Consider the following 6,398-nt stretch of genomic DNA (forward strand, 5'->3'; position numbering starts at 1 on the left):
CCTCCTTTCCGGGTGGGTGGGAACCGCACGGTCGCGCCGTGAGCGTTCCTACGGTGTGCTCAGGGCTGTGAGCCGTTGTCTGCTCTCCTCGTCGGCGGCGGGCATGACCACGAGGAACTGGTCGCGTTCCTGGGCGACGGTGAGGACCTGCCAGTCCAGCCGGACCTCGCCGACGACCGGGTGCAGGATCCGCTTGCTGCCGACGCTCCTGCCGGAGACCCGGTAGGTGGTCCACCAGTGCTGGAAGTCGGAGTCCTCGGCGCTCAGCTCGGCGACCAGTTCGGCGAGCCTGGGGTCGCCGGGGTAGCGGCCGGCGTCCATCCGCAGGTAGGCGACGCACTCGCCCGCCGACAGGTCCCAGTCCGACACGCGCTCGCGCGTCCGCGGGTCGAGGAACGTCAGCCACAGGTAGTTGCGGTGCTCCTCGGGGACCGCGGCGAAGTCGAGCAGCAGCTCGGCCGCGAGGTCGTTCCAGGCCAGGATGTCCATGAACCGGCCCAGGACCACGGCGGGCGTGGTCCGCAGATCGGCCAGTACGGCCAGCACCGCGGCGGGCACGACCTGGTGCCGTGAACGCCGCTGTCGGCGGGCCGGGGCCAGGTCGGCCAGCCGGCGCAGGTAGTCACGCTGGTCGTCGTCCAGCAGCAGGACGCGGGCCAGCGCGTCCAGGACACTGCCGGACGGTGCGGGCAGCCGCCCCTGTTCGAGGCGGGTGTAGTAGTCCACGCTGATCCCGGCCCGCCCGGCCACCTCCTCCCGGCGCAGCCCGGCCACCTTGCGGGACCGTTCGTACACGGGGAGTCCGACCTGTCGGGGGGAGACCTCCGCGCGTCGGGCACGCAGGAACGTGGCGAACTCCCGGCGCTTGTCGTTGTTCGTGCTCACACCGGCCACTGTGCCAGGGCGCCGCGCGAGCTGGGAGGACATGTTTTTCCCTGGAAGAACGTGTCCTCCCAGCCTGCACCACCGGACGGCTCTCGATCTGCCGGACGGTGCTCGTCGATGCCGAACAGAACCGGCAGGCCGCGCGGGCGGCACGGCAGGGCGCAGCGCGGCACTTTGGTGCGCCCGCGTTCTGATCGCAGCCCCGCCCCTCCACCCCTGCCGCCGGGCCGGGCCGGGCGCCGGGTCCCGGGAACCGGGTGTGCCACGGGCGGCGGTCTGCGGTGTGGCCAGCCGGGTGAACCTTCGCCAATTTGTCCGTATCGCCTCGTTTATCACATTTTTTTAAGAAAAACTGACTGCAGAACAGCCCGGCTTGTCCTGCCCTGCTGCGCGGCGGCCCCGTGCGTCCAGTACTCGCCGACGCCGGCCGTTCGTCCGACAGGCCCTGGGAGCACCGATTCACCAGACACCGGTAACAGACGCGGCCACTGATCCGCCCGACGATGCGTCCGACGATGCGCACGACCCGGTGTGCCGAACGGTGCTGCCCGACCGAGGCCGCCGCCGATCGCGGCTGACGCTCCGCCGGCTCTCCCCCGGACCGGTCCGGACGGTGCGGGCGCCCCCGGCGCGGGCGGGCGCCACCGGACGGACCGTAGGTCCGACTCCACCGCATCTCCCAGACCCGTGTACCGGCAACTCGGCCGGCCCCTTCTGTTGCTCCCTCAACGCGCCGCCACACCATCCGCAACCCCCGTTCCGCTTCTCCGGGCCGACGCGGCCCCGGCGCAGGATCGAAAGGAATCGTCATGAGGCGCTGTGCGACCGCACGCACGGCCCGGGACCGCCGCCGTGCAACCCCATCCGGCGTACGACGGCAGGGCGGGGCGCTGCGCGCCCGGTCCCCGTACGGACCCGAGGCACGCGCGGCAGTGGCCGGACTGCTCGGCATCGTCGCGAGCATCGGGCGACTGGCCCGCAGGACCGCCGTCGCGCTCCTGCCACCACGCGAAGGCTCCGCCGCCGAGGCTCTGCGGGCCTTCCGCGCCGCGCTCGCCGTGCTGGTGGCGGTCGCCGCGACCGTCACCTCGCTCGCACTGCCGGCACACGCCGCCCCGGCCACCCCGCGTGCCCCCTCCACCGGGAAGCCGGCGGGCCGGCAGCAGCCGGTGACGTTGGAGAAGACCGGGACCGACCTGGCGACCGGCAGCAGCACCACCACCACCCAGGGCGACACCGTCCAGTGGGTGGTCTCGGCCACCAACCCGGACGGCGCCCCCGCCAACACCGTGATCACCGACGTGATCCAGGGCGGCCCGGGCAGCACCCCGCAGACCCAGTCCTACGTGCCGAACTCGCTGAAGGTGCCTCCGGGCTTCAGCAGGCAGTGGTCCACCGACGCCGGCACCTCGTTCACGTCGACGGACCAGGGGGCGGCCACCAACGCGATCCGGGCGACCAACCCGGTGTTCGCGTCCCCGGCGACCGGTCAGGTAGTGCAGATCCCACCGCCGTTCACCCCCATCAACACCGCCACCGGCGGCGACGGCTTCACGCCGATCCTCTATACCGCCACCATCAACGGCATGCCCACGCCCGAAGTGTGGAACATCTACCACCACGGCGCGTCCAGCCAGGCTGCCGTGGTCTGCACGGACCTGCTGACGAACGGTCCCTGTCCCCTGCCGGACGGCACACCGGCGTCCTGGCCCCAGCCGCTCAACTCCGCGGCCGTCGGCGGGACGAGTGGGGACCTCGGCAGCACCCGCACACCCACCTACGTGCAGTCCGGGTCCAAGCTGTACTACGCGGCCGTCAGCCGGGTGACCTTCGCCGAGATCGGCGTCGGCTGCATCGACCTCCAGGCGCAGAAGAGCTGCGGCTTCGCGCCTCTGCAAACCGGCTCCGGCAGTGTCGTCGGCGGCGTGGTGGAAGCGCCGAACGGTCTGATCTACGCCGTGTCCGGCACCGGTGAGATCCTCTGCTACGACCCCACCGCCAACGCGTCCTGCGGGACCTTCTCCATCGGCCTGCCCCCCAACGAGGGCCAGGGCGGCTTCACCGGGGACTACTCGGGCACGATGACGGTCATCAACGGCAAGATCTACGTCAGCGACAACGAACCGGTGCCCAATCCCACGGTGATGTCCTGCTTCGACCCGACGACGAACGCGGCCTGCACCGGCTGGACCACGCCCAAGGTCCTGGTCACTCCGACGGCCGGCGGCGCCGCTCGCGCGGACAACGTCTTCGCCACGTACGACTCCGCAGGCACCGCCATCGGCGTCTGCTCGGTGGTCGGCGGCGTGCTCGCGGAGACCAACCCGCCGGTGGGCACCGTGGTCTGCTTCGACTTCGTCGGCAACCCGATCGCCGCGGCGCCAGGCCTACAGACGCTGGTCAGCACCAACGTGGCCTCGGGCGAGAGCAACTTCCAGATCCCGCTGACCATCACCGCCCCCAACGGGCACCTGGACACCGAGTTCCCGTACTGGATCTACCTGGGCAACACGCCGACCCTGAACAGCACCGAGTACTGCTACGACTGGACCACTCAGTCGCCGTGCGGCTCGTTCGGCAACGGGGGTGTCGTCAACGGCCCGCCCAACGTCGACGGCGGCTACACCAGCCCCTACGGGTTCGCCTACGACGGCCAGTGCAAGTACAGCCTCGGCGACGTCGGGTTCCTGTTCTCGATGGACCCGACCACCGGCGCCTCCCCGTGCCTCAAGACCAAGGCGCAGGGCAGCCTCGACCCGAGCGCGTACTACTGCGACGGCAAGACGGGGCACGTGACGTCGTACGGCACGGTGAGCCTCGTCGACATCGATCCCACGACGGTCAACTTCGCGCAGTCGTCGGTGACCGTGATGGACTCGAACGGCGCGGCCCTGGGCACGTTCCCCTTCGACACCACCACCATGAAAGCCGACATCTCGTCCGTCCCGATCAGCGCCTCACCGATCCGGGTCGTCGCCAACCTCACCCTGATCAGCGGGGCGTCGTTCACTCCGGACAACCAGCCGAAGATGCAGGTGACGTTCGTCGGCGACCCGCCGCAGGTCTGCTACCAGACCAAGGTCAGCGAGGACTGCACCGTCACCTCGGTGAGCGACCAGGCCACAGCGACCACCAACGGCATGGCCCCGGTCACGTCCAACACCGTCACCCTCCAGGTGACTCCCGGGCCGTCCTGCAAGCCTGAGCTGACCGTGCTCAAGGAGGTCTGCACCTCGGCGAACCCGGGTGACTGCGGGCCCGGCGGCAGCGGCCCCTGGGCGAGTCTCACCACGGTCGCACCGGGCGGTACGGCCTACTGGCGCATCACCGTCACCAACACCGGTGCGGTCCCCGTCACGGGCATCACCCTGACGGATGCCGTCACCCCCGCGTGCGCCACAGCGGCAGGAACGTTCAACCTGGCGGCGGGAGCAAACAGGCAGGTCTTCTGCAACCTCCCCAACGTCACCGCCCCGACGACGAACGTCGTCACGGCGACCTTCCCCGGCCCCGGCGGCACCCCCATCACCACACCGCCCGCCGAAGCCACGGTCGACGTTCCGTCGCTGGCCATCGTCAAAGAGGTCTGCACCTCGGCAACGGTCGCCAACTGCATCGAGGGTGGTAACGGCCCCTGGGCCGGCGTCACCACCGTTCCGCCCGGCGCCACCGCGTACTGGCGGATCACCGTCACCAACACCGACGGCGTCGACATCTCCGGCATCACCCTGACGGATGCCGTGACCCCGGCGTGCGCGACGGTCGCCGGCACGTTCAACCTCCCGGCAGGGGCGAGCACCCAGGTCTTCTGCAACCTCCCCGGCATCACCACCTCGACGACGAACGTCGTCACGGCGAGCTTCCCCGGACCCGGCGGCACCCCCATCACCACACCGCCCGCCGAAGCCACGGTCGACGTTCCGTCGCTGGCGATCGTCAAGGAGGTCTGCACCTCGGCAACCGCCGCCGACTGCGGATCCGGCGGCAACGGCCCCTGGGCCGGCGGCACCACCGTCGCCCCCGGCGGCACCGCCTACTGGCGCATCACCGTCACCAACACCGGTGCGGTGAACATCTCCGGCATCACGCTCAACGACGCCGTCACCCCGGCATGCGTCACGGCCGCCGGCACGTTCGATCTGGCAGCGGGAGCGAACAAGCAGATCTTCTGCAACCTCGCCAACGTCACGAAGCCCACCACCAACGTCGTCACGGCCACCTTCCCCGGCCCCGGCGGCACACCTCCGATCACCACACCACCCTCCGAAGCAACCGCCAACGTTCCCTCGCTGGCGATCGTCAAGGAAGTGTGCACCTCGGCAGTCGCCGCCGACTGCGGGCCCGGCGGCAGCGGCCCCTGGGCCGGCGGCACCACGGTTCCGTCCGGTGGCACCGCCTACTGGCGCATCACCGTCACCAACGACGGCCCCAGCGACATCACCGGCATCACCCTGACCGACCCCGTCACCCCGGCGTGCGCCACGGCCGCCGGCACCTTCAACCTGGCGGCAGGAGCGAACAAGCAGATCTTCTGCAACCTCGCCAACGTCACCCAGGCCACCGCCAACGTCGTCACCGCGACCTTCCCCGGACCCGGCGGCACGCCCATCACCACCCCACCCGCCGAGGCCACCGTCGATGCCCCGTCACTGACGATCCTCAAAGAGGTCTGCACCTCGACCACTGCGGCCGACTGCGCCAGCGGTGGTAGCGGCCCCTGGGCCAAGACGACCATCATCCCGTCCGGTGCCACCGCCTACTGGCGGATCACCGTCACCAACACCGGGACGGTCCCCATCACGGGCATCACCCTGACCGATGCCGTGACCCCGGCGTGCGCGACGACGGCCGGAACGTTCAACCTGGCGACAGGGGCGAACAAGCAGGTCTTCTGCGACCTCGCCAACGTCACCACCTCGACCACCAACGTGGTGACAGCCACCTTCCCCGGCCCCGGTGGCCATCCCATCACCACACCACCGTCGGAAGCAACGGCTGACGTTCCGTCGCTGACGATCGTCAAGGAGGTCTGCACCTCGGCAACCGCCACCGACTGCGGATCCGGCGGCAACGGCCCCTGGGCCGGCGTCACCACCATCGCACCGGGTGGCACCGCGTACTGGCGGATCACCGTCACCAACACCGGTGCGGTCCCGGTCAACGACATCACCCTGGCCGACCCCGTCACCGCGGGCTGCGTGACGGCGGCCGGAACGTTCAACCTGGCGCCGGGAGCAGACAAACAGATCTTCTGCAACCTCCCCAACGTCACCACCTCGACCACAAACATCGTGACGGCCACCTTCCCCGGCCCTGGCGGGACCCCCATCACCACCCCGCCCTCCGAGGCAGCAGTTGACGTTCCTTCCCTGACGATCGTCAAGGAGGTCTGTGCCTCCACCACAGCCGCGAACTGTGGGCCCGGCGGTAGCGGCCCCTGGGCCGGCGTCACCACCCTCCCGCCCGGCGGCACCGCCTACTGGCGCATCACCGTCACCAACACCGACGGCGTC

General features: G+C 70.4%; 2 protein-coding genes. One reads left to right on the forward strand and one right to left on the reverse strand.

Annotated elements, in window-relative coordinates; genetic code table 11:
- Positions 1 to 48: 48 nt before the first annotated feature.
- Positions 49 to 885, reverse strand: coding sequence for a helix-turn-helix transcriptional regulator (locus ACFWPT_RS29660; protein WP_380485496.1), 837 nt, complete (start codon positions 883 to 885; stop codon positions 49 to 51).
- A gap of 932 nt (positions 886 to 1,817) precedes the next feature.
- Between ACFWPT_RS29660 and ACFWPT_RS29665 the strand changes: the two genes are divergently transcribed.
- Positions 1,818 to 6,398: hypothetical protein (locus ACFWPT_RS29665; RefSeq protein ID WP_380485498.1), on the forward strand; the 4,581-nt coding region annotated here is incomplete at its 3' end.

The organism is Kitasatospora sp. NPDC058478 (assembly GCF_042720345.1).
Lineage (GTDB): Bacteria > Actinomycetota > Actinomycetes > Streptomycetales > Streptomycetaceae > Kitasatospora.